The sequence below is a fragment of the Burkholderia sp. E168m22 genome, assembly GCF_001319805.1.
Classification (GTDB): domain Bacteria; phylum Pseudomonadota; class Gammaproteobacteria; order Burkholderiales; family Burkholderiaceae; genus Burkholderia; species Burkholderia orbicola.
In genome coordinates, this window is sequence record NZ_BBSK01000033.1 from 1 (window position 1) to 18,385 (window position 18,385).

Consider the following 18,385-nt stretch of genomic DNA (forward strand, 5'->3'; position numbering starts at 1 on the left):
GCGCAGGCCCGGCACATCCCGCCGCACCGAGCCGCGGACAGCCGCGCCGCAGACAAAAAAATACCCCGCCGAGGCGGGGCATTCTTGCTGCGCGAGCCCGTGAGCTTGCTGCGCGAGCCCGTGAGGCCCGTCGCGCTTACTTCTTGAACACGAGGTCGGTTTCCTTCAGCGACTCGATGTAGGACGCGATGTCCTTCATGTCGCTGACCGACAGGTTCTGTACCTGCGCCTGCATGATCGCGTTGTTGCGGCCGATCAGCGGGTTCGTCAGCCCCATCTGGTACTGGCGCATCGCCCACACGAGATAGTCGGCGTGCTGGCCGGCGAGGCGCGGGTACTCCGCGTTGATCGGCTTGTTCAGCTGCGCGCCGTGGCAGGCCGCGCAGTTGTGCGATTCGACCAGTTCCTTGCCCTTCGAGATGTCCGCGGCGTGCGCGGTACCGATCGCGAGGCCGGCCGCCAGTGCAACCGCCGCCGTCTTGAATGCGTTGTTCATGAATGCTCCTGTCCCGCCGGAGAGATCGGCGGCGCGCGCTTTACTTGTAGGGGTTGTCCTTCGTGTCGGCCTTCTGGGCGGCGTAGTACGCCGACAGATCCGCGATGTCCTGGTCGGTCAGCGAGCCGGCGATCGCATTCATCGACGGGAAGTGACGATCCTTCTTGCGGTAGGCCTTCAGCGCGTTCTCGAGGTATTGCTGGTTCTGGCCGCCGAGGACAGGCACCCGGTAGACCTCCGGGTACGCCGCGCGGTAGTCCTGGATGCCGTGGCAACCGATGCACATGGCGGCCTTGCTCGCCCCGTCCTTCGGGTTGCCGACCACACCGGCCGCCTGCGCGCTGCCCGCGAGCGCCACGAGCGCTGCGACAACGACGTGTTTGCCGACGAATTTGTTCATAGCTCTTGTAACCTAGCTTGAGGGGAAACTGGCGCCGAAGCGGCAACGGCCCGCGCCGTTTTGCTTGTCGGTCGCCACGCAGGCCAAAAAAAACGGCCAGATTGTACCGCGTCGGCGGGGAACGCGTCCATACGGCGCCCCGGTTCGCCCCGCCACAGCCCTGCAACGATACGCGGGCGCGGCCCGCCCGGACAGCCCTTCTGACTTATACTGGGTTTTTTCCCCGATGAAGAAGAGCGTCGCCATGCGTTTCGAAGGGTCCTCGCACTACGTCGCCACCGACGATCTGAAGCTCGCGGTCAATGCCGCGCTGACGCTGCAACGCCCGCTGCTGATCAAGGGCGAGCCCGGCACCGGCAAGACCATGCTGGCCGAGGAAGTGGCCGCCGCGCTCGACATGCCGCTGCTGCAGTGGCACATCAAGTCGACCACCAAGGCGCAGCAGGGCCTGTACGAATACGACGCCGTGTCGCGGCTGCGCGATTCGCAGCTGGGCGACGAGCGCGTCAAGGACATCGCGAACTACATCGTCAAGGGCGTGCTGTGGCAGGCGTTCGACGCCGAGCAGCCGAGCGTGCTGCTGATCGACGAGATCGACAAGGCCGACATCGAATTCCCGAACGACCTGCTGCGCGAGCTCGACCGGATGGAGTTCCACGTGTACGAGACGCGCGAGACGGTCCGCGCGAAGCACCGCCCGCTCGTCATCATCACGTCGAACAACGAGAAGGAGCTGCCCGACGCATTCCTGCGCCGCTGCTTCTTCCACTACATCCAGTTTCCCGATCCGTCGACGATGCAGAAGATCGTCGCGGTGCACTTCCCCGACATCCGCGAGGAACTGCTGCGCGCGGCGCTCGAGAGTTTCTTCGAATTGCGCGGCGTGTCGGGCCTGAAGAAGAAGCCGTCGACGTCCGAACTGCTCGACTGGCTGAAGCTGCTGCTCGCCGAGAACATCCCGGCCGACGCGCTGCGCGGCGCGGACGCGAAGCAGATCGTGCCGCCGCTCGCGGGCGCGCTGCTGAAGAACGAGCAGGATCTGAGCCTGCTCGAGCGGCTCGTCTACATGAACCGGCACAACCGGTAATCCTCCCTCACCCCGCGAAGGCCCGGCCATGCTGCTCAATTTCTTCTACGCGCTGCGCGCAGCCAAGCTGCCCGTCTCGGTGAAGGAATACCTGACGCTGCTCGAATCGCTGAAGGCCGGGCTGATCTCGCCGTCGATCGACGCGTTCTACTTCCTCGCGCGGATGACGCTCGTCAAGGACGAGCAGTACTTCGACAAGTTCGACCAGGCGTTCGGTGCGTATTTCCATGGCGTGTCCACGCTACCGTCCGAGGCGTTCGACATCCCGCTCGACTGGCTCGAGAAGCGCCTCGAGCGCGAACTGTCGCCGGAGGAGAAGGCGCAGATCGACGCGATGGGCGGGCTCGACAAGCTGATGGAGCGTTTGAAGGCGCTGCTCGACGAGCAGAAGGAACGCCACGAAGGCGGCAACAAGTGGATCGGCACGGGCGGCACGTCGCCGTTCGGGCACGGCGGCTACAACCCGGAAGGCGTGCGCATCGGCGGCCCGTCGAACGGCAACCGCACCGCGGTGAAGGTGTGGGAAGCACGCGCGTACCGCGACTACGACGATTCGGTCGAGATCGGCACGCGCAACATCAAGGTCGCGCTGCGGCGGCTGCGCCGCTTCGCGCGCGAAGGCGCCGCCGAGGAGCTCGACCTGCCCGGCACGATCCGCAGCACGGCCGCGAACGCGGGCTGGCTCGACCTGCGGATGGTGCCCGAGCGCCACAACAACGTGAAGGTGCTGATGCTGCTGGACGTCGGCGGCTCGATGGACGACCACATCAAGCGCACCGAAGAGCTGTTCTCGGCCGCGAAGGCCGAATTCAAGCACCTCGAATTCTTCTACTTCCACAACTGCGTGTACGACCACCTGTGGAAGAACAACCGCCGCCGCCACGCGGAACGCACCGCGACGTGGGACGTACTGCACAAGTTCACGCCCGACTACAAGCTGATCTTCGTCGGCGACGCGACGATGAGCCCGTACGAAGTGCTGCAGCCCGGCGGCTCGGTCGAATACAACAACCCGGAAGCCGGCGCCGTGTGGCTGCGTCGTCTCGCCGACCAGTTTCCGCATCATGCATGGCTGAACCCCGAGCCCGAGCGACTATGGGAGTACCGGCAGTCGGTCGCGGTCATCCGCGACCTGCTCGGCCATCGCATGTATCCGCTCACGCTCGCGGGCCTCGAAACCGCGATGCGCGCACTCAGCAAGTAACGACACCCACTCGCAGATATACAGGCCGCATCCGAGCGGCCGCCCCGGAGAGAGCATGAACCCTTCGTCCACCGCGAGTGCCGGCCGCGCCGGCGGCCGCCGCTTTTTCGCCGATACGTCCGTGTCCGCGCTCGTCGCCGGCTTCGTCGCGATGATGACCGGCTACACGAGTTCGCTCGTGCTGATGTTCCAGGCCGGCCGCGCCGCCCACCTCACCGATGCGCAGATCTCGTCGTGGATCTGGGCGCTGTCGATCGGCATGGCGGTGACGACGATCGGCCTGTCGCTGCGCTACCGCGCGCCCGTCGTGGTCGCGTGGTCGACGCCCGGCGCCGCGCTGCTGATCGCGTCGCTGCCCGGCGTGCCCTACCCCGAGGCGATCGGCGCGTTCGTCGTATGCGCGCTGCTGCTGACGGCCGTCGGCGTGAGCGGCCTGTTCGACACGCTGATGAAGCGCATTCCGGCCGGCATCGCGGCCGCGCTGCTCGCGGGCATCCTGTTCGAGATCGGCATCGAGATCTTCCGCGCCGCGCAGTTCCAGACCGCGCTGGTGCTCGCGATGTTCTTCACCTACCTGATCGTGAAGCGCCTCGCGCCGCGCTATGCGATCGTGACGACGCTGATCGTCGGCACAGTGGTAGCCGGCGGCCTCGGCCTGCTCGATTTCAGCCGCTTCCACATCGCGCTCGCGCAGCCGGTGTTCACGATGCCCGCGTTCTCGATCGCGTCGATCGTCAGCATCGGCATTCCGCTGTTCGTCGTCGCGATGGCGTCGCAGAACGTACCGGGCATCGCGGTGCTGCGTGCGGACGGCTACCCGACGCCGTCGTCGCCGCTGATCGCGACGACCGGCCTCGCGTCGCTGCTGCTCGCGCCGTTCGGCTCGCACGGCGTGAACCTCGCGGCGATCACGGCCGCGATCTGCACCGGCCCCGAAGCGCACGAGGACCACGCGAAGCGCTACACGGCCGCCGTGTGGTGCGGCACGTTCTACCTGGTCGCCGGCGTCTTCGGCGCGACGATCGCCGCGTTGTTCGCGGCGCTGCCGAAAGCGCTCGTCGTGTCGGTCGCGGCGCTCGCGCTGTTCGGCTCGATCATGAGCGGCCTCGCGAACGCGATGCAGGACGTGAAGCAGCGCGAAGCGGCGCTCGTCACGTTCATGGTGACCGCGTCGGGCCTCACGCTGCTGTCGATCGGCTCGGCATTCTGGGGGCTCGTCGCCGGGGTCGTCACGCAGGTGATCCTGAACGCGCGGCGCCCCGCGTGACGCGGCTCGGCCGCCTGCCGCGGCGCGCGCCGCCGCGCCCGCCCGGCACGCCAAAACGTGCGCGACACGAATCGGGCCTAAAATGATGGATTGGAAGCGGCGCCCGGCGCCGCTTCGCTTCGCCGCCGCGCTCGCGCGGCCCGTGAGAACCCGGCGCCCCGCGCTCTTCTTCCGAATCGCCATGACTACCGCACTCGACCAGCTGAAGCAGTACACGACCGTCGTCGCCGACACGGGCGACTTCCAGCAGCTTGCGCAATACAAGCCGCAGGACGCGACCACGAACCCGTCGCTGATCCTGAAGGCCGTCCAGAAGGATGCGTACAAGCCGATCCTCGAGAAAACCGTCCGCGATCATCGCAACGAAAGCACCGATTTCATCATCGACCGCCTGCTGATCGCATTCGGCACCGAAATCCTGAAGCTGATCCCGGGCCGCGTATCGACCGAGGTCGACGCACGCCTGTCGTTCGACACGCAGCGCTCGATCGAGAAGGGCCGCGAGCTCATCAAGCTGTACGAAGCAGCCGGCATCGGCCGCGAGCGCATCCTGATCAAGCTCGCGTCGACGTGGGAAGGCATCCGCGCGGCCGAGGTGCTGCAGAAGGAAGGGATCAAGTGCAACATGACCCTGCTTTTCTCGCTCGTGCAGGCCGCCGCGTGCGCGGAAGCGGGCGCGCAGCTGATCTCGCCGTTCGTCGGCCGCATCTACGACTGGTACAAGAAGCAGGCCGGCGCCGAATGGAATGAAGCGCGCGACGGCGGCGCGAACGATCCGGGCGTGCAATCGGTGCGCCGCATCTACACGTACTACAAGACGTTCGGCTACAAGACCGAAGTGATGGGCGCGAGCTTCCGCACGACCAGCCAGATCACCGAGCTCGCCGGCTGCGACCTGCTGACGATCAGTCCCGATTTGCTGCAGAAGCTGCAGGAGAGCAACGAGACGGTCGCCCGCAAGCTGTCCCCGGAAACGCTGCAGGACAAGCCGGCCGAGCGCGTCGCGATCGACGAGGCGTCGTTCCGCTTCCAGCTGAACGACGAAGCGATGGCCACCGAAAAGCTCGCCGAAGGCATCCGTGTGTTCGCCGCCGACGCGGTGAAACTCGAGAAGCTGATCGACGCGCTGCGCTGAGCCGCACGACGCGTCAGCGGCTGTCAGCAAGACTGACAACAGCCGTCAGCAAGCGCTGCAAACGGTCGCGAACAGGATGTTCGCGGCCGTTTTTATTTTTCATTCCATCGTCAAGCGCGCGCACTACAATCCACGTCACGGGTGCGACGGCCGCCTCCCGATGCGCCCTTTCCCCAGTCAATCTTGCACGACGCCGCGCCAGCGCCGACGCGCCGGCACGGCTCATTCCAGGAGACAACGATGCAAGTTCAACCGTACCTGACGTTCTACGGTCGTGCCGACGAAGCCCTTCAGTTCTACGAAAAGGCACTCGGCGCGAAGACGATGTTCAAGATGCACTTCAAGGACGCTCCGCCGAATCCCGATTACCCGATGTCGCCGGAGATGAGCGACAAGGTGATGCACGCGAGCTTCACGATCGGCGACTCGATGATCATGTGCTCGGACGGCGATTGCAGCCAGCCGGCGGGCGCCGCGCACGCCGGCTATTCGCTGTCGCTGAACCCGGCGACGGTCGAGGAAGGCCAGAAGCTGTTCGATGCGCTCGCCGACGGCGGCGAAGTGACGATGCCGTTCGGCAAGACGTTCTGGGCGCTCGGCTTCGGGATGGCGAAGGATCGCTTCGGCGTGCACTGGATGGTCAACGTCGAGGATCTGTCGCAGCGCGAGGAGCTCGCGAAACGCGCGCAGGGCTGACGCAAAGGAAACGCCCGCCACCTTGCGGTGGCGGGCGTTTTCGTTGCCGGGCAGCCGGCAATGCGTCGTGCGCGGCACGCGGCCGCGCACGACCCGTATCAGCTCTCGACGACGTCGAGATAATCCTCCGGCCGCGTGCGATCCTCCGCATGCGCCATGCCGATCACGCGCACCAGCACGCTCACGACCACCGACACCACCAGGTTCACGATCAGCGACCACACGGCCGCGTAGCCGGGAATCGCGAGGCCGAACAGGTGGATCGTGAAGATCGAACTCGCCAGCTTCAGCGAGACCGCCATCCACGTGCCGCAGATGATGCCGGCCGCCCAGCCGGCCAGCAGGCCGCGATGGTCGAGCACGCGCGTGTACAGGCCGAGCACGATCGCCGGCAGCGTCTGGATGATCCAGATCCCGCCGAGCAGCTGCAGCTGGATCGCGTAGGTCAGCGGCAGCCCGAGGATGAACGCCACCGCGCCGACCTTCACGATCAGCGACACGAGTTTCGCGACGTGCGTCTCCTGGTCGTGCGACATGTTGCGGTTCACGAACTCGCGGTGGATGTTGCGCGTGTACAGGTTCGCGGCCGCGATCGACATGATCGCCGCCGGCACCAGTGCACCGATGCCGATCGCCGCGAACGCGACGCCGACGAACCACGACGGGAAGTACTCGAGGAAGAGCGCGGGCACCGCGAAGTTCGGGCCGAACGCCTTGAAGTACGGCGCGTACTGCGGCATGTCCTTCACGCCGGAGGCGAGCGCCATGTAGCCGAGCAGCGCGAGCAGGCCGAGCACGAACGAGTACGCGGGCAGCATCGCCATGTTGCGGCGGATCGAGTTGCCCGACGACGACGACAGGATCGCCGTGACCGAGTGCGGATACAGGAACAGCGCGAGCGCCGAGCCGATCGCGAGCGTCGCGTATGCGCTGTAGCCGTTCAGGCTCATCGCGTCGGGCGCCTTCAGCAGCAGCTTCGCGGGCGGCACGGCGGAGAAGATGTGCCCGAAGCCGCCGAGCTTCGCGGGGATCACGATGACCGCGGCGGCGATCGTGACGTAGATCAGCACGTCCTTCACGATCGCGATCATCGCGGGGGCGCGCAGCCCCGACGTGTACGTGTAGGCGGCGAGGATCGCGAACGCGATGATCAGCGGCAGGTCGCCGACGAAGCCGGTCGTGTCGAAGCCGAGCGCGCCGATCACCACCTCGATGCCGACGAGCTGCAGCGCGATGTACGGCATCGTCGCGACGATGCCCGTCACCGCGATCGCCAGCGCGAGCATCCGGCTGCCGTAGCGCGCGTTGACGAAGTCGGCGGCCGTCACGTAGCCGTGCCGCTTCGCGATGCTCCACAGTTTCGGGAACACGACGAACGCGAACGGATAGATCAGGATCGTGTACGGCAGCGCGAAGAAGCCCATCGCGCCGGCGCCGAACACGAGCGCGGGCACCGCGACGAACGTATAGGCCGTGTAGAGGTCGCCGCCGAGCAGGAACCACGTGACGATCGTGCCGAAGCGACGTCCGCCGAGGCCCCATTCGTCGAGATGAGCGAGATCGCCGCGCCGCCAGTTCGCGGCCAGGAAACCGATGATCGTGACGCCGATGAACAGCAGGACGAAGACGAAGGTTGCGCCGAGATTCATTGCGCACCTCCTTGCGTACCGCTCGCCTTCCACGCGTTCTTGGTCTTGAAGTACACGAACGCGGTGATCACCGCGCTGATGAAGACCCAGAGCAACTGGTACCAGTAGAAAAACGGAAACCGAACCATTGCGGTTCGATCTTGCTGTACGACGGCACCCAGACCATCGCGATCAACGGCAGTACCAGCAGCCAGAGCCAGCGCTTCGCGGCCCGGTTGGCGTCGGCATCGTGAGCCATGACGTCTCCTCTTCTATCCCGGTTATCGATCTTGTTGAGCGGGTACGGCACCGAGAGGAGCGGCGAAACGGGTAGGCTGCGGCTCCCCTGGCTTCGCGCCAGTATAGGAGCCGCGAGTACGCGGTCAAGCAGGGGCGAACCCGAGGTGATCCGCCCCTTGTCACGCGGATGCGCCGGCCTGCGCCGGTGCGTCCGGCGTCAGATCGCGAACGCGGTGTCGCGTGCGCCGTCCGTTGCTTTCAAAGCTTTCACCCACTTGCGCGCGGGCAGCTTGAGCGTGTCCTCGATCAGCTTCGCGCGGGCGTCGAGCTGGGCGAACGGCACGTCGAGCGCGGGGCCCGAAAACGCGATCGCGATGCGGTTGCCGTCGTGCACTTCGGGCAGCGCGATCACGCGGTGGTCGAACGCCGCATTCAGGTGCTTCATGTTGCGCACGAAGCTCGGATGATCGCCGAACAGGTTGATCGTCGCGATGCCGGCATCGGCGAGGCAGCCGCGCACCGCGCGGTAGAACGCGACGCTGTCGAGCACGGGGCCGCGCGCGGTCGCGTCGTACAGGTCGATCTGGATCGCGCCCGCCGTGCCGCGGTTGGCCGGGTCGTTGACGAAGTCCCATGCGTCGGCTTCGTGCACCGCGAGGCGCGCGTCGTCGGGCGGCAGCGCGAACATCGTGCGCGCGGCGACGATCACGGCCGGGTTCAGCTCGACGGCCTCGACCTTCGCGTGCGGCAGGAAACGATGCGAGAACTTGGTCAGCGCGCCGGTGCCGAGCCCGAGCTGGACGATCCGCTCCGGCGTTTCGAGGAACAGCAGCCAGGCCATCATCTGCTGCGCGTATTCGAGCTCGATATGCAGCGGCTTCGAGATCCGCATCGCGCCCTGCACCCACTCGGTCCCGAAGTGCAGGAAGCGCACGCCGCCTTCTTCGGAGAACGTCACGGGCGCGAAACGCGGCTTGCGCGGCGCTTCGAGCACCGGCACGTCGTCGTGTTCGTCGATGTCCGGGCGGCGCTTCACGCGCGGCGGCTGGAGTTTTTCGGAGCCGTTGTAGGCGGACGGCTTGCGTTGCTTGAACGCGCGTGCCTCGGCGGACGCGCGCTTGATCAGTCGGGTCATGATGGTTGAATCTCGCTGGGTGACGCTGGATGAGCGGACGAGAGGATAGCATTGGTGGGAGGCGGAGGCCGCCGACGCGTGCCCCGCCACACGTGACGTCGAATCCCGTCGGCGCTACGCTGCATTCGCGGACCCACAGGAGAGCGCATGACCTCGCACGACAAGAAGATCTGGTTTCCGGCGAAGCGCTACGGCTGGGGATGGGGATTGCCGGTCGCGTGACAGGGCTGGGTCGTGCTGCTGCTGTTCGCGATCAGCGTCGTCGCGAGTGCATGGCTCGTGCCGCCGCATCGGTCGCCGGTGGCGTACGGGGCATGCCTCGTGGTGCTGGTCGCGCTGCTGACTGCGGTGTGCTGGCTCAAGGGCGAGAAGCCCCGGTGGCGATGGGGCAACGACGATTGAGCTGACACATCGAAGTCGTTTTTGCTGCCTGACGACCGCGCATCGTACGGCAGCGCATGCAGCGTCGGCTCGCCGCGCACCGTGCCCGGCAACCGCCGGAACGGGACGCCATTTTGTTCAGTTTGACACCGGCGTTGACCAGACAGCATGCTGGTGCCGCGCATGCATTTTCTTTCGACGGGACCGGTTGCGCCGTAACGTCATCGAAGCCTGCCAATATCCGCTCTGGCCATACCTGCTCCATTACACGGGATTTCGTAAGCATGAGTCACATCCACTTCATTGGCGGGGAAAAAGGCGGCGTCGGCAAATCGCTCGCGGCCCGCGTGCTGGCCCAGTATTTCATCGATCGGAGCATGCCCTTCGTGGGCTTCGATACCGACCGATCGCACGGCGCGCTCCTGCGGTTCTATGCCGATTTTGCCGCGCCCGCCGTGCTCGACCAGCATGACAGCCTCGATCCGGTCATGGAATCGGCGCTCGAGGATCCGCAACGGCGCATACTGGTGGATCTCGCGGCCCAGACGCGGCAGTCGCTCGCCAAGTGGCTCGACGATTCGGACGTAGTCGACTTCGCCGAGGAACACGGCCTCACGCTGACGTGGTGGCACGTGATGGACACTGGCCGCGATTCGGTCGATCTGCTGCGGCAATGGCTCGACGAATTCGGCGGACGAATCAAGCTGGTGCTCGTGCTGAATGAAGTCCGCGGCGATCGCTTCGAGATTCTGGAGGCCTCCGGCGAACGCGAGCGGGCCGAAGCCCTTGGCGCCAGCGTGATTACGCTGCGCCGCCTGCCCGATACGACCATGCAGAAGATCGATCGGCAAAGCGCGAGCTTCTGGGCGGCGGTCAATCATCCGGACCGCGCCGCCACGGGGCTCGGCTTGCTGGAGCGGCAGCGCGTCAAGGTCTGGCTGCATCGTACTTACGAGGAGCTGGGCACGCTCGCCCTGTAGCACGGGCCCGTGACGGCGCGGAATGTGCGGCGGTTGGGTTGGCATGGCTCATACCGGGAAAACTTGGAGGCTCGATGGCCGATCACGACAGACTGCATCCACTCCGTCCGTTCCTGAAAAACTGGGTTTGGGAGCACGGTCGAATCGGGACGCGCTATCTGGACTGCGTGGATGGCGAAATCAAGTTCGACGAAGGCAAGAAATCGCATTTCGCCGCCGAGCAATATACCTACGTGCCGCTGGGCAAGAACGCTGAGGACGACACGCCCGCGGAGGGCCCCGCGATCCACGATGCCGGACTTGCCCGCTTTTTGCGGGCGGCTCAGTTGGGCACGCCCGGGGAAGCCGGTTCCGTGGCGGAGGTTCAGCGCGCCGTGCAGGATTGCGTGGAGATCGGCCTGTTCAGCGCGTATCAACGGGAGGCTCGCCAGGCACGGGCCCGCTACGCGCAGGAACCGATGTTCGAGGACGAGATCCGCGCGGCGGTCGTCGACGACATCCGGCGAATTTACGTCGGCATGCGAGAACAGCTGGCGCTGTACGATTTCAGTGTGCTCTACGGCTTGCCCACGCCGCTGCTGATCAGCGACACACCGTTCATCGACTGGCGCGTGATAGCCAGTCCGGCACTGCCGTTCGTCTCGCTTCCGCTGGGACCTTACTGCCTGCTGGTAGGCGCGCCGTCGGGCAGAAGTAGCCGAATCGGCCCGGTGGTCTGGAAGGCCGCTGCCGCGCTGGGGCCGTTGAAGGACCACAACCGCCGGATCGAGGAGCACGCACGGCTGTGGCTGGTGGCGACCACCGATGATCAACTCGTGGCGGCACAAAGTCGCATCGTCTCGGCCACGGGCACCAGGCAAGGCGAGGCGAAGCCTTGACCGGTAGCGTCGAGTGGCGGCGCGATCGCATCAGGTCCGGTTTGTCCTGTTGCCGCTCCCGCCCCTGCAACCGCTCACCGTGGCCATCACCAACGTCTCGCGATATCCCTGCTATCTAGATCCGCCGAACGGTCGCTCATCGAGCTTAAATTTGGCTCGATCGTGCTAAATTTTGGCTCGATCGTGCTAATATCACGGCTTATGACAAAGCTCGGCGACGCCCTCTTTTCCAACGCACAGCAACCCATTCTGGCCTGCCTGTTTGGGCAGCCCGAACAGTGGTTTCACGTCAAAGAGTTGATCCGGCTGACCGGTCTCGGTAGTGCCAGCGTCCAGCGCGAACTGAATCGTCTCGAAAAAGGTGGCCTCATCGAAACTCGACGCATCGCCAATCTCAAACAGGTGCGAGCGTTTGCCGGCAGTCCCATTTTCAGCGAGCTGCGTCTCATCGTCCTCAAAACCTTCGGGGTCGTCGAGGTGCTCCGCGAAGCACTGTCACCGCTGACCTCAGAGATACAGCTCGCCTTTGTATACGGTTCGGTTGCCCAAGGCAGCGACCACGCCGGTAGCGACGTCGATGTTATGTTGGTCAGTGAGACGCTCAGCTATGGACAAATCATGGCCGCACTCGAATCGGCTGAAAGACAGCTCGGCCGCTCGGTCCAGATCACACAATATACTCACGAGGAATTTCTCGAACGGAAACGCAAAAGTCATCCGTTCCTCGCGGAAGTGCTGCGCCAACCGAAGCTGATGATTATCGGAACCGAGGACGACATTGACCGCATTGGATAACCTCGTACGCATCGGAAAACTCAAACCCCTTCCGGCGAACCGCGGCGAATTCGAACATCTGCTCGACCTCGCTCGAACCTTGCTCGATACCGTCACAAGCAGTAACGGAATGGCGACGGAGAGCCAGTTCATCCTCGCCTACGATTCCGCTCACGCCGCGTCACGTGCTGCGTTACGGGCTCACGGATACCGGAGCGACGACCGATATCTGGTCTTTCAGTGTCTCGAACACACGATCGGCTGGCCGACCGAAAAATGGCGCGTGCTCGATACCTGCCATCGCAGGCGCAATGCGGCCGAATACGAGGGCAACATAGATCTTCCAGCGAGTCTGACCGCCGAGTTGGTTCGGCTCACTGCTGAACTCATTGAAACCGTATCTCTACTCGACCACCTGCTGCCGTCCACCTGATACTGCTTCGCGGGATACTCTGAATCCAACGAGTTTCAGGCGCGAATCCCGCGCCAAAGCACCAGTTTCTGCTCGAACGACAGCATCGCGTTCGCCGGGCTCGACGAAGGCAGCACGAGCGTCTCGTACCCAGCCTGGCCGATCACCTCGGCGAACCGCCCCGCCGTCTTGCCGTTGAAGCACACGCGCTTCAGCAACGGCGCATGCGCGCGCAGCGAATCGAAGTCGTTCGGCTTCGCGTTCCTGATCGCGGAATCAAGGCTGCCCTGACGATGGCACGCATCGAGCACGTCCCAGATGCCGATGCCGTGCGACAGCACGCGCTCGAGCCGCGCGTCGTACGGCAGCTCATGCAGCGACGGCTCGCCGAGCACCGCGCCGAGCAGCCGCCAGAACTGGTTGCGCGGATGCGCGTAGTACTGCGCGGCGTCGAGCGACGCCTCGCCCGGAAAGCTGCCGAGGATCATCGTGTGCGTATTCGGCGCGACGACCGGCGGAAAACCTTGCAGCATCACGCGCCTCCGTGCGACCCGACGGACCGCGGCCCGTCGCCGTGCGCATCGAGGTGGCGCCACAGCGCCGGCAGCATGCACTCGGTGACCATCAGCGGCTTGCCGTGACGCTGGAACACCGAGCGCCGCGCGACGAACGCATGCGGCGCCCGCGCGCCCAGCAATGCATGGCTCGCGAGCGCATACAGCGGATGGCCGGCGATCACGCGCCGGCTCACGAGCGCCGAGCGCTCGACCTGCGGATCGCTGTACAGCAGCTCCGCGAGCGGTCGCGTGCGCAGCCGCCGCATCGCCTGCCACACGCCCTTGCTGGCCGCGAGCGGCGCGATGCTGTGCGCGGCGACGTACGGCATGCCGTCGACCGACAGGATCACCTCGCGCACCCACATCGGCGCGCGCGGCGAACTGGCGAGCGCGTCCGGCTCGTCGAACCACGGGCGGTCGACGGCCTCGCGCGTCACCCGCACGTTCACGCGGCCGAGCCGCGCGAGGTGCGCGGTCAGCGATCCGCCGCGCGTCAGCCAGTCGCGCTGGTCGAGCGTGCAGCCAGGCCGCGGCGTCTCGCGCCAGCCGGCCTGCGCGCCGTCGAATCGCATGCGCGCGTTCACGCGGCGCGCGACAGCAGCAGCGCGTTGGTCCGCTTCACGAAGCTCGCCGGATCGTCGAGCATGCCGCCTTCGGCCAGCAGCGCCTGATCGAACAGCAGATGGCACCAGTCGCCGAAATCGGCGCTGTCGGCGTTCAGCTGCTTCACGAGCGCGTGCTCGGGATTGATCTCGAGGATCGGCTGCATCGCCGGCGCGTTCTGGCCGGCTGCCTTCAGCATCCGCTGCAGGTAGCCGCTCATGTCGTTGTCGTCCGCGACGAGGCACGACGGCGAATCGGTCAGGCGGAACGTGACGCGCACTTCCTTCACCTTGTCGCCGAGCGCTTCCTTCATCTTCTCGACGACCGGCTTGATCGCCTCGCCGGCCTGCTCCTGCGCCTTCTTCTCCTCGTCGTTCAGCTCGCCGAGATCGAGGTCGCCGCGGGCCACGCTCGCGAGCGGCTTGCCGTCGAATTCATGCAGGAACGACAGCATCCATTCGTCGACGCGGTCGGTCAGCAGCAGCACCTCGACACCCTTCTTGCGGAACACTTCCAGATGCGGGCTGTTCTTCGCGGCCTGCCACGTATCGGCGGTCACGTAGTAGATCTTGCTCTGCTCGGGCTTCATGCGCGACACGTAGTCGGCGAGCGACACGTCCTGCGCGTCGGTGTCGCCATGCGTCGACGCGAAGCGCAGCAGCTTCGCGATGCGCTCACGGTTCGCGTGATCCTCGCCGAGGCCCTCCTTCAGCACCTGGCCGAACGCGCCCCAGAACGTCTTGTACTTCTCCTTGCCGGCATCGTCTTCCGCGTTCGCGAGTTCCTCGAGCATCGACAGCGCGCGCTTGGTCACGCCTTCGCGGATCGCCTTCACGTCGCGGCTTTCCTGCAGGATTTCACGCGACACGTTCAGCGGCAGGTCGGCCGAATCGACCACACCCTTCACGAAGCGCAGGTATTGCGGCAGCAGCTGCTCGGCGTCGTCCATGATGAACACGCGCTTCACGTACAGCTTCAGGCCGCCGCGATAGTCGCGGTTCCACAGGTCGAACGGCGCGTGCGCGGGCACGAACAGCAGCTGCGTGTATTCGCTGCGGCCCTCGACGCGGTTGTGCGTCCACGTGAGCGGGTCCTGGTGATCGTGCGCGATGTGCTGGTAGAACTGCGTGTACTGCTCGTCGGTGACGTCGCTCTTCGAACGCGTCCACAGCGCGCTCGCCTGGTTGACGGTTTCGTCCTCGTCCTTCAGGACCATCTCGCCCTTTTCCTGATCCCACTCTTCCTTGCGCATCAGGATCGGCAGCGCGATGTGGTCGGAGTACTTCTGGATGATCGACTTCAGGCGGTGCGACGACAGCAGGTCGTCCTCGCCTTCGCGCAGGTGCAGCGTGATCGTCGTGCCGCGTTGCGCGCGCTCGATCGCGTCGATCGTGAAATCGCCCTCGCCCGCGCTTTCCCAGCGCACGGCTTCGTTCGCCGGCAGGCCCGCGCGACGCGTTTCGACGGTGATCTTGTCGGCAACGATGAAGCCCGAGTAGAAGCCCACGCCGAACTGGCCGATCAGCGCCGCGTCCTTCTGCTGGTCGCCCGACAGCTTCGTGAAGAATTCCTTGGTGCCCGAACGCGCGATCGTGCCGAGGTTCGCGATCGCCTCGTCGCGGCTCATGCCGATGCCGTTGTCGTCGATGGTGATCGTGCGCGCGGCCTTGTCGTAGCCGATACGGATACGCAGGTTCGGATCGTTCTCGTACAGCGCGTTGTCCGCGAGCCCTTCGAAACGCAGCTTGTCGGCCGCGTCGGACGCATTCGACACCAGTTCGCGCAGGAAGATTTCCTTGTTGCTGTAGAGCGAATGGATCATCAGGTGGAGGAGTTGCTTGACCTCTGCCTGAAAGCTCATCGTTTCGTGTGCCATGGATGCTGTTTCCTCTTACTTGAACTGAAAAGGGGTGACGCCGGCGCCCGGCGCGCGATGCCGGCGGACCCGTGAAGGACGCCCGGTTGGGACAACCGGGTTGGGGCGGCCCGTTCGGGACGGCCCCCTCTGGGACGACCGCCTGGCGCCGGCGGTTTGCGCGCGTATCTGGGGACGGCACGCGCCATTTCAAGAGCCGGCCTGCCGCGCCGCGTCACGACGCGCGCCGCACCGCCGAGTCGATATAGCCCGCCAGCAGCCCCGGCAGCGCCGGATCGCCGCAGTTCGCGACGTTGAAGCGCATCCACGTGGACGGCGACTGCTGCGGCGAGAACAGGCTGCCGGGCGTCAGCAGGAAGCCGGCTTCGTGCGCGACCGCCGCGAGCGCGTCCGAATCGACGCCCGTGTCGGCCCACAGGAACATCCCGGCCGCCGGCATCGTGAAGAGGCCGAGCCCCGTGCGCTCGAGCATCCGCGCGGTCTTGTCGCGCACGCCGTCGAGCCGCGCGCGCAGCCGCTCGACGTGGCGCCGGTAATGCCCTTCGGTCAGGATCTTGTACAGCACGCGCTCGTTGAGCTCGGGCGTGGTCATCCCGACCAGCATCTTCTGGTCGGTGACCGCCTTCGCGATCTCCGGCGCGCAAGCCACGTAGCCCACCCGCAGGTTCGCCGCGAGCGTCTTCGAATAGCTGCCGAGATAGATCACGCGCTTCAACTGGTCGAGGCTCGCGAGGCGCGTGGCCGGATAGCTGGGCGGGCACAGGTCGCCGTACACGTCGTCCTCGACGACGAGGAAGTCGTAGGCCTCCGCGAGCTTCAGGATCCGGAACGCCTGCGCGGCCGACAGCGACGTGCCGGTCGGGTTCTGCAGCACCGAGTTGATCACGAGCATCTTCGGCCGCCACATCTGCACCAGGGTTTCGAGCGCGTCGAGGTCGGGGCCGTCGGGCGTATACGGCATCCCGACGAGCTGCGCGCCCTGCGCCGCGAAACGGCCGAACATCTGGAACCACGCCGGATCGCCGACGATCACCGCATCGCCCGGGCGCATGTAGATCCGCGAGATCAGGTCGATCGCCTGCGTGATGCCCGACACCAGCACGATCTGTTCGGGCTTCGCGCCGATCTCGACTTCGGCGAGGCGCGTCTGCAGTTGCTGGCGCAGCGGCAGGAAACCCTGCGCGGTGCCGAAGCCGAGCATCTGCGCGCCCGACTGGCGCCCGAGCGCGCGCAGCGCGCCGGTGATCAGCTCGCCGTCGAGCCAGCGGCCCGGCAGGTAGCCGAGGCCCGGGCCCTTCTCCGGGCTGACCGTGTGCAGCATGTTGCGCAGCAGCCAGACGACGTCGATCGTGTTGTGCACGGGCGCGGCCTCGGCCACGCGCGCGACGCCATCGGCCGGCTGCGGGCCGGCGCCGGTGCGCTCGCGCACGTAGAAGCCGGAGCCGCGCCGCGAGTCGAGGTAGCCCTGCGCGACAAGACGCTCGTAGGCCTCGACGACGGTGAAGCGCGACACGCTCTTGTCGAGCGCGAGCTTGCGGATCGACGGCATGCGCATGCCGGGACGGAACACGCGTTCGTCGATGCGCCGCCGCGCCCACTGGACCAGCTGGTCGACGAGCGTGAGCGTGGCCGTGTCGTGCGGCGCGGGAATCTGGGCGAGGGGGACGGTGGACATGGGCGGCAGGCTCTCCAACTGTACCGAAGGCTATCGCGCCGATTGTACCGTTACTGTGCCGGTAGCGACGATTACAGTTGACCGGAATGGCGATCGTGCGGCCGCCGTTCCGGCCCGCCGCACGTGGCGCAGCGCACGCCGAGGCGCCTCGCGAGCGGTGCGCCGGCCGGTGCGCCCCCCGCCCGGCACGCCGTCCGCCTACCCTGACACTTTCGCTTCCCGACCGACCCTCATGCCAGCCCGCTCCCTGACACTCGACCATCTCGTGATTGCCGCGCGCACCCTCGACGAAGGCGTGCGCCATGTCGCCGACGCACTCGGCATCGAACCGGCCGGCGGCGGCCGCCATCCGCTGATGCGGACCCACAATGCGCTGTTCGGCGCGTGGAGCGGGCTCTATCTCGAAGTGATCGCGATCGACCCCGACGCGCCCGCGCCGGAAGACGGTGCAAAACCGCCTCGTGCGCGGCTGTTCGGGCTCGACGATCCGGCGATCCAGGCGCGGCTCGCGCAGCAGGGCCCGTTTCTCGCACACTGGGTCGCGCGCGTCGACCGCCCGCGCCAGCTTGCGCTGTGGCAGCGCCAGTATCCGGCCCGCATCGCGCCCGTCGTCGCGATGCGGCGCGGCGATCTGAGCTGGGGCCTCACGGTGCCCGACGACGGCAGCTTCCCCGCGTGGCAGGACGCAGGCGACGGCCTCGTGCCGTCGCTGATCCAGTGGGACAGCCCGCGCCATCCGGCCGAATCGCTGCCGGCCGACGGCATCGCGCTGAAAGCGCTCAAGGGCGCCCATCCGCACGCGGATACGATCCGCGCGCAACTCGACTGGCTCGGCGCCGCCCACCTGCTCGACGTCGAAGCCACCGACGGTCCGCCGGCGCTGGTCGCCGAATTCGATACGCCGCAAGGCCCACGCACGTTGCGCTGACGCCGCACGCGCGGCCGCCCTGCTCGTCACACC

18 protein-coding genes and 2 pseudogenes are annotated in these 18,385 nt (G+C 66.2%); 11 read left to right on the plus strand and 9 right to left on the minus strand.

Features of this window, described 5'->3' with window-relative positions; genetic code table 11:
- Window positions 1-136: 136 nt before the first annotated feature.
- Window positions 137-496 carry a cytochrome c gene (locus AP428_RS09285; protein WP_006478193.1) on the minus strand — a complete coding sequence of 120 codons (360 nt, stop codon included), beginning with the start codon at window positions 494-496 and terminating at the stop codon, window positions 137-139.
- A 40-nt stretch (window positions 497-536) separates the two neighbouring features.
- The gene (locus AP428_RS09290; protein ID WP_006478192.1) at window positions 537-896 is read right to left on the minus strand and encodes a cytochrome c; all 360 of its coding nucleotides are present in this window, start codon (window positions 894-896) and stop codon (window positions 537-539) included.
- 244 nt (window positions 897-1,140) lie between these two features.
- Here AP428_RS09290 and AP428_RS09295 point away from each other — a divergent pair, with 244 nt between their 5' ends.
- The 5 genes from AP428_RS09295 to AP428_RS09315 all read left to right on the plus strand — a co-directional run bounded on the left by AP428_RS09295 (window position 1,141) and on the right by AP428_RS09315 (window position 6,285).
- A complete protein-coding gene (locus AP428_RS09295) occupies window positions 1,141-1,983 on the plus strand; it encodes a MoxR family ATPase (RefSeq protein WP_027806662.1) in 843 nt (280 codons plus the stop codon).
- Between the two features lie 28 nt (window positions 1,984-2,011).
- On the plus strand, window positions 2,012-3,187 hold the full coding sequence (locus AP428_RS09300; RefSeq protein ID WP_011545872.1) for a VWA domain-containing protein: 1,176 nt from the start codon (window positions 2,012-2,014) through the stop codon (window positions 3,185-3,187).
- Between the two features lie 55 nt (window positions 3,188-3,242).
- A complete protein-coding gene (locus AP428_RS09305) occupies window positions 3,243-4,454 on the plus strand; it encodes a benzoate/H(+) symporter BenE family transporter (protein WP_006478189.1) in 1,212 nt (403 codons plus the stop codon).
- A 181-nt stretch (window positions 4,455-4,635) separates the two neighbouring features.
- The gene (tal, locus tag AP428_RS09310) at window positions 4,636-5,589 is read left to right on the plus strand and encodes a transaldolase (protein ID WP_011545873.1); all 954 of its coding nucleotides are present in this window, start codon (window positions 4,636-4,638) and stop codon (window positions 5,587-5,589) included.
- 240 nt (window positions 5,590-5,829) lie between these two features.
- Complete coding sequence (locus AP428_RS09315; protein WP_011545874.1) at window positions 5,830-6,285, plus strand: VOC family protein; 456 nt, start codon at window positions 5,830-5,832, stop codon at window positions 6,283-6,285.
- Window positions 6,286-6,383: 98 nt separating this feature from the next.
- Here AP428_RS09315 and mctP read toward each other — a convergent pair whose 3' ends face one another.
- The 3 genes and pseudogenes from mctP to AP428_RS09330 all read right to left on the minus strand — a co-directional run bounded on the left by mctP (window position 6,384) and on the right by AP428_RS09330 (window position 9,288).
- A complete protein-coding gene (gene mctP, locus AP428_RS09320; protein WP_011545875.1) occupies window positions 6,384-7,934 on the minus strand; it encodes a monocarboxylate uptake permease MctP in 1,551 nt (516 codons plus the stop codon).
- Window positions 7,931-8,172 (minus strand): annotated as a pseudogene (locus AP428_RS09325) (DUF3311 domain-containing protein). Before AP428_RS09325 ends, mctP begins: the two are co-directional and overlap by 4 nt.
- Before the next feature lie 198 nt (window positions 8,173-8,370).
- Window positions 8,371-9,288 carry a spermidine synthase gene (locus AP428_RS09330; protein ID WP_011545876.1) on the minus strand — a complete coding sequence of 306 codons (918 nt, stop codon included), beginning with the start codon at window positions 9,286-9,288 and terminating at the stop codon, window positions 8,371-8,373.
- A 147-nt stretch (window positions 9,289-9,435) separates the two neighbouring features.
- Here AP428_RS09330 and AP428_RS09335 point away from each other — a divergent pair.
- The 5 genes and pseudogenes from AP428_RS09335 to AP428_RS09355 all read left to right on the plus strand — a co-directional run bounded on the left by AP428_RS09335 (window position 9,436) and on the right by AP428_RS09355 (window position 12,734).
- Window positions 9,436-9,690: pseudogene (locus AP428_RS09335) on the plus strand (hypothetical protein).
- A 263-nt stretch (window positions 9,691-9,953) separates the two neighbouring features.
- A complete protein-coding gene (locus AP428_RS09340; RefSeq protein WP_011545877.1) occupies window positions 9,954-10,649 on the plus strand; it encodes a mobilization protein in 696 nt (231 codons plus the stop codon).
- 74 nt (window positions 10,650-10,723) lie between these two features.
- Window positions 10,724-11,527, plus strand: a complete 804-nt coding sequence (locus AP428_RS09345) for a hypothetical protein (RefSeq protein ID WP_011545878.1) — start codon at window positions 10,724-10,726, stop codon at window positions 11,525-11,527.
- Between the two features lie 201 nt (window positions 11,528-11,728).
- The gene (locus tag AP428_RS09350; RefSeq protein WP_041489227.1) at window positions 11,729-12,322 is read left to right on the plus strand and encodes a nucleotidyltransferase domain-containing protein; all 594 of its coding nucleotides are present in this window, start codon (window positions 11,729-11,731) and stop codon (window positions 12,320-12,322) included.
- Window positions 12,315-12,734: a hypothetical protein gene (locus AP428_RS09355; protein ID WP_226292087.1), complete on the plus strand. Its 420-nt coding sequence runs from the start codon at window positions 12,315-12,317 to the stop codon at window positions 12,732-12,734. The genes AP428_RS09350 and AP428_RS09355 overlap by 8 nt, the downstream gene beginning before the upstream one ends.
- A 35-nt stretch (window positions 12,735-12,769) precedes the next feature.
- Here AP428_RS09355 and AP428_RS09360 read toward each other — a convergent pair whose 3' ends face one another.
- From AP428_RS09360 to AP428_RS09375, 4 genes are all read right to left on the minus strand, one after another.
- A complete protein-coding gene (locus AP428_RS09360; RefSeq protein ID WP_011545881.1) occupies window positions 12,770-13,246 on the minus strand; it encodes a DNA-deoxyinosine glycosylase in 477 nt (158 codons plus the stop codon).
- Window positions 13,246-13,842 (minus strand): chorismate lyase, encoded by a 597-nt coding sequence (locus tag AP428_RS09365; protein ID WP_011545882.1) that lies wholly within the window; start codon window positions 13,840-13,842, stop codon window positions 13,246-13,248. Before AP428_RS09365 ends, AP428_RS09360 begins: the two co-directional genes overlap by 1 nt.
- A gap of 8 nt (window positions 13,843-13,850) precedes the next feature.
- Window positions 13,851-15,749 (minus strand): molecular chaperone HtpG, encoded by a 1,899-nt coding sequence (htpG, locus tag AP428_RS09370; protein WP_011545883.1) that lies wholly within the window; start codon window positions 15,747-15,749, stop codon window positions 13,851-13,853.
- A 214-nt stretch (window positions 15,750-15,963) separates the two neighbouring features.
- Window positions 15,964-17,424, minus strand: coding sequence for a PLP-dependent aminotransferase family protein (locus tag AP428_RS09375; RefSeq protein ID WP_011545884.1), 1,461 nt, complete (start codon window positions 17,422-17,424; stop codon window positions 15,964-15,966).
- Window positions 17,425-17,656: 232 nt separating this feature from the next.
- Here AP428_RS09375 and AP428_RS09380 point away from each other — a divergent pair, with 232 nt between their 5' ends.
- On the plus strand, window positions 17,657-18,352 hold the full coding sequence (locus AP428_RS09380) for a VOC family protein (protein ID WP_011694343.1): 696 nt from the start codon (window positions 17,657-17,659) through the stop codon (window positions 18,350-18,352).
- Window positions 18,353-18,385: the final 33 nt, after the last annotated feature.

What these genes read in the sequence shown, in the direction of transcription:
- AP428_RS09300 (WP_011545872.1), top strand. Translation starts at nt 2,012, where the DNA reads ATGCTGCTCAATTTCTTCTACGCGCTGCGCGCAGCCAAGCTGCCCGTC.
- AP428_RS09350 (WP_041489227.1), top strand. Translation starts at nt 11,729, where the DNA reads ATGACAAAGCTCGGCGACGCCCTCTTTTCCAACGCACAGCAACCCATT.
- AP428_RS09345 (WP_011545878.1), top strand. Translation starts at nt 10,724, where the DNA reads ATGGCCGATCACGACAGACTGCATCCACTCCGTCCGTTCCTGAAAAAC.
- AP428_RS09315 (WP_011545874.1), top strand. Translation starts at nt 5,830, where the DNA reads ATGCAAGTTCAACCGTACCTGACGTTCTACGGTCGTGCCGACGAAGCC.
- AP428_RS09330 (WP_011545876.1), bottom strand. Translation starts at nt 9,288, where the DNA reads ATGACCCGACTGATCAAGCGCGCGTCCGCCGAGGCACGCGCGTTCAAG.
- mctP (WP_011545875.1), bottom strand. Translation starts at nt 7,934, where the DNA reads ATGAATCTCGGCGCAACCTTCGTCTTCGTCCTGCTGTTCATCGGCGTC.
- htpG (WP_011545883.1), bottom strand. Translation starts at nt 15,749, where the DNA reads ATGGCACACGAAACGATGAGCTTTCAGGCAGAGGTCAAGCAACTCCTC.
- AP428_RS09360 (WP_011545881.1), bottom strand. Translation starts at nt 13,246, where the DNA reads ATGCTGCAAGGTTTTCCGCCGGTCGTCGCGCCGAATACGCACACGATG.
- AP428_RS09295 (WP_027806662.1), top strand. Translation starts at nt 1,141, where the DNA reads ATGCGTTTCGAAGGGTCCTCGCACTACGTCGCCACCGACGATCTGAAG.
- AP428_RS09340 (WP_011545877.1), top strand. Translation starts at nt 9,954, where the DNA reads ATGAGTCACATCCACTTCATTGGCGGGGAAAAAGGCGGCGTCGGCAAA.
- AP428_RS09290 (WP_006478192.1), bottom strand. Translation starts at nt 896, where the DNA reads ATGAACAAATTCGTCGGCAAACACGTCGTTGTCGCAGCGCTCGTGGCG.
- AP428_RS09305 (WP_006478189.1), top strand. Translation starts at nt 3,243, where the DNA reads ATGAACCCTTCGTCCACCGCGAGTGCCGGCCGCGCCGGCGGCCGCCGC.
- AP428_RS09365 (WP_011545882.1), bottom strand. Translation starts at nt 13,842, where the DNA reads ATGCGATTCGACGGCGCGCAGGCCGGCTGGCGCGAGACGCCGCGGCCT.
- tal (WP_011545873.1), top strand. Translation starts at nt 4,636, where the DNA reads ATGACTACCGCACTCGACCAGCTGAAGCAGTACACGACCGTCGTCGCC.
- AP428_RS09375 (WP_011545884.1), bottom strand. Translation starts at nt 17,424, where the DNA reads ATGTCCACCGTCCCCCTCGCCCAGATTCCCGCGCCGCACGACACGGCC.
- AP428_RS09380 (WP_011694343.1), top strand. Translation starts at nt 17,657, where the DNA reads ATGCCAGCCCGCTCCCTGACACTCGACCATCTCGTGATTGCCGCGCGC.
- AP428_RS09285 (WP_006478193.1), bottom strand. Translation starts at nt 496, where the DNA reads ATGAACAACGCATTCAAGACGGCGGCGGTTGCACTGGCGGCCGGCCTC.